Here is a 3,163-nt window from a genome sequence, read left to right as displayed (position 1 = left end):
AGTCGTGTAACGGCTGCCGAAACCACTGAACGAAGGAATCAGAAATGACACTGACAGACCCTGTCGCAGTCATGCTGACCCGTCTGCGCAACGCGAACTCGGCGCACCACGAATCCGTGACGCTGCCGAGCTCGAAGCTCAAGACCCACATCGCCGAGATCCTCACCCAGGAGGGCTACATCGCCTCCTGGGAGGTCACGGACGCCCGTGTCGGTCAGAACCTGACGCTCACCCTGAAGTACGGCCCGAACCGCGAGCGGTCGATCGCCGGCATCAAGCGCGTCTCCAAGCCGGGTCTGCGCGTGTACGCGCGCTCGACCGAGCTGCCCACCGTCCTCGGCGGTCTGGGCGTGGCCATCCTGTCCACCTCCTCCGGTCTGCTGACCGACCGCCAGGCCGAGCAGAAGGGCGTGGGTGGGGAAGTCCTCGCCTACGTGTGGTGATCTGACATGTCTCGTATCGGACGTCTCCCCATCAGCATCCCCGCCGGAGTCACCGTGACCGTCGACGGTCAGCACGTCGCCGTCAAGGGTCCCAAGGGCGAACTCGCGCTCGACGTGGCGCAGCCCCTCGAGGTGAAGGTCGAGGACGGCCAGGTGGTCGTCTCCCGCCCCGACGACGAGCGCGAGTCGCGTTCGCTGCACGGGCTCACGCGCACCCTCATCAACAACAACATCATCGGTGTCACCGAGGGCTACTCGAAGGGCCTCGAGGTCGTGGGCACGGGATACCGCGTGCAGCAGAAGGGCGGCTCCGTCGAGTTCGCGCTCGGCTTCTCGCACCCCGTGCTGGTCGACCCGCCCGCCGGCATCACGTTCGCGGTCGAAGGCAACAACAAGCTCACCGTCAGCGGCATCGACAAGCAGGCCGTCGGCGAGGCGGCTGCCAACATCCGCAAGATCCGCAAGCCCGAGCCGTACAAGGGCAAGGGCATCCGCTACGCCGGCGAGGTCGTGCGTCGCAAGGCCGGAAAGGCTGGTAAGTAACAATGGCTGTGAAGTCGAAGTCCGACGCGCGTTCGCGCCGTCACGCACGTCTTCGCAAGAAGATCGTCGGCACGACCGTGCGTCCTCGCCTGGTCGTGACGCGCTCGTCGCGCCACGTGTTCGTCCAGCTGGTGGACGACAGCAAGGGCCACACCGTGGCATCCGCCTCCACCCTCGAGGGCGACCTGCGCGCGCTCGACGGTGACAAGGTCGCCAAGGCCCGCAAGGTCGGCGAGCTGGTCGCCGAGCGCGCCAAGGCCGCTGGGGTCTCCGAGGTCGTGTTCGACCGCGGCGGCAACCGCTACGCCGGCCGCGTCGCCGCGATCGCCGATGGTGCCCGCGAAGGAGGGCTGACCCTGTGAGCGAGGCAGCGAAGACCAACAATGGAGAGAACGAAGTGACCGACGCCACCGCGACCGAGGCCACCGCCACGGCGGCTGCCGAGGCGCCCGCCACCGAGTCGACGCAGCGCGAGCGTGAGCCCCGCCGCGGCGGACGCGAGCGCAACCCCAACCGGGACCGCAACTCGCGCGACCGCGGCGACAGCCAGTTCCTCGAGCGCGTCGTGACCATCAATCGCGTGTCGAAGGTCGTCAAGGGTGGCCGCCGGTTCAGCTTCACGGCTCTCGTGGTCGTGGGCGACGGCAACGGCGTCGTGGGCGTCGGCTACGGTAAGGCGCGCGAGGTGCCCCTGGCGATCTCGAAGGGCGTCGAAGAGGCCAAGCGCAACTTCTTCCGTGTGCCGCGCGTCGGCAACACGATCCCGCACCCGGTGCAGGGCGAAGAGGCTGCCGGCGTCGTGCTGCTGCGTCCGGCCGCTGCCGGTACCGGTGTCATCGCCGGTGGTCCGGTGCGTGCCGTGCTCGAGTGCGCGGGCATCCACGATGTCCTGTCGAAGTCGCTCGGCTCGTCGAACACGATCAACATCGTGCACGCGACCGTGACGGCGCTGAAGAGCCTCGAAGAGCCTCGCGCGGTCGCCGCGCGTCGCGGCCTGGACTACGACCAGGTCGTCCCGGCGATCATCGTGCGCAACGAGGCGAAGGCCGCGGCCGCCGCCGAGCAGAAGGCAGGTGCGTGATGGCCGAGCGCCTCAAGGTGACCCAGATCAACTCCAACGAGAGCGAGAAGCAGAACCAGCGCGACACGCTGCGCAGCCTCGGTCTCAAGCGGATCGGCGACTCGGTCGTCCGTCCCGACGACGCGCAGACGCGCGGCTACGTCAAGACCGTCGCCCACCTCGTGAAGGTTGAGGAGATCGACTGATGGCTGACAAGGCCGAAGAGAAGGCGACCGAAGAGGTCGCCGCGAAGGCGCCCGCGGCGAAGAAGGCTCCTGCGAAGAAGAAGGATGCTGCGGCATCCCGCCCCGGCGTGCTCAAGGTGCACCACCTTCGCCCGGTTCCGGGTGCGCACACCGCCAAGACCCGTGTGGGTCGCGGTGAGGGCTCGAAGGGCAAGACCGCCGGACGAGGCACCAAGGGCACCAAGGCCCGCAACACGGTGCGCGCCGGCTTCGAGGGCGGGCAGATGCCGCTGCACATGCGCACCCCGAAGCTGCGCGGGTTCAAGAACCCGTTCCGCGTCGAGTACCAGGTCGTGAACCTGGACAAGCTCGCGGAGCTGTACCCCAAGGGCGGCGACGTGACGATCGGCGACCTCGTCGCCAAGGGCGCGGTTCGGAAGAACGAAAAGGTCAAGGTGCTCGGCACCGGGGAGATAGCGGTTAAGCTGAACGTCGCTGTCGACAAGGTCTCCAGCTCGGCCGAGCAGAAGATCCTTGCGGCGGGCGGCTCCGTCAAGTAGCCGCGGTGAGGTAGCCCTCCGGGGCCACCCCGCACCGACCCGAACGGGTCACCCATTCCGTCGAAGCAGTACAGGAGGCGTCGTGTTCAGTGCGATCGCGAGGATCTTCCGCACTGCTGACCTGCGGAACAAGGTCGGCTTCACCCTCGCAATCATCGCGCTGTTCCGGCTCGGCTCGTTCATCCCCTCGCCCTATGTGGACTTCGAGGTCGTGCAGCGCTGCCTCGCCCCGATCAGCGGCGCTTCCGGCGACGGGGCGGCGGGACTGTATGCCCTGGTCAACCTGTTCTCCGGGGGCGCACTGCTGCAGCTGTCGATCTTCGCGCTGGGCATCATGCCCTACATCACCGCGTCGATCATCGTGCAGCTGCT

Annotated in this window: 6 protein-coding genes and 1 pseudogene; all 7 read left to right on the top strand. The window is 67.8% G+C overall.

The features are described 5' to 3' along the window. The first annotated feature begins 44 nt into the window (after positions 1-44). Positions 45-443 carry a 30S ribosomal protein S8 gene (gene rpsH / locus ACK5IN_RS00445; RefSeq protein WP_416894265.1) on the top strand — a complete coding sequence of 133 codons (399 nt, stop codon included), beginning with the start codon at positions 45-47 and terminating at the stop codon, positions 441-443. 6 nt (positions 444-449) lie between these two features. Next, positions 450-986, top strand: coding sequence for a 50S ribosomal protein L6 (gene rplF, locus ACK5IN_RS00440; protein ID WP_416894264.1), 537 nt, complete (start codon positions 450-452; stop codon positions 984-986). A 2-nt stretch (positions 987-988) separates the two neighbouring features. Next, positions 989-1,348: a 50S ribosomal protein L18 gene (gene rplR / locus ACK5IN_RS00435; protein WP_416894263.1), complete on the top strand. Its 360-nt coding sequence runs from the start codon at positions 989-991 to the stop codon at positions 1,346-1,348. Between the two features lie 35 nt (positions 1,349-1,383). Continuing rightward, positions 1,384-2,067 (top strand): 30S ribosomal protein S5, encoded by a 684-nt coding sequence (gene rpsE / locus ACK5IN_RS00430; protein ID WP_416894266.1) that lies wholly within the window; start codon positions 1,384-1,386, stop codon positions 2,065-2,067. Further along, positions 2,067-2,252, top strand: coding sequence for a 50S ribosomal protein L30 (rpmD, locus tag ACK5IN_RS00425; RefSeq protein ID WP_416894262.1), 186 nt, complete (start codon positions 2,067-2,069; stop codon positions 2,250-2,252). Before rpsE ends, rpmD begins: the two co-directional genes overlap by 1 nt. Then, the gene (gene rplO, locus ACK5IN_RS00420) at positions 2,252-2,791 is read left to right on the top strand and encodes a 50S ribosomal protein L15 (protein WP_416894261.1); all 540 of its coding nucleotides are present in this window, start codon (positions 2,252-2,254) and stop codon (positions 2,789-2,791) included. The genes rpmD and rplO overlap by 1 nt, the downstream gene beginning before the upstream one ends. A gap of 82 nt (positions 2,792-2,873) precedes the next feature. Further along, positions 2,874-3,163, top strand: a pseudogene (locus ACK5IN_RS00415) (preprotein translocase subunit SecY); the annotation flags it as partial.

It is taken from the genome of Microbacterium sp., from assembly GCF_047971895.1.
GTDB lineage: Bacteria > Actinomycetota > Actinomycetes > Actinomycetales > Microbacteriaceae > Microbacterium.
Note: the sequence above shows the minus strand (reverse complement) of the source record. Positions and strands in the feature narration are given on the sequence as shown.

Bases quoted from the DNA above. Each gene is read 5' to 3' on its own strand.
- rpsH (WP_416894265.1), top strand. From the start codon at position 45: ATGACACTGACAGACCCTGTCGCAGTCATGCTGACCCGTCTGCGCAAC.
- rpmD (WP_416894262.1), top strand. From the start codon at position 2,067: ATGGCCGAGCGCCTCAAGGTGACCCAGATCAACTCCAACGAGAGCGAG.
- rplO (WP_416894261.1), top strand. From the start codon at position 2,252: ATGGCTGACAAGGCCGAAGAGAAGGCGACCGAAGAGGTCGCCGCGAAG.
- rplF (WP_416894264.1), top strand. From the start codon at position 450: ATGTCTCGTATCGGACGTCTCCCCATCAGCATCCCCGCCGGAGTCACC.
- rplR (WP_416894263.1), top strand. From the start codon at position 989: ATGGCTGTGAAGTCGAAGTCCGACGCGCGTTCGCGCCGTCACGCACGT.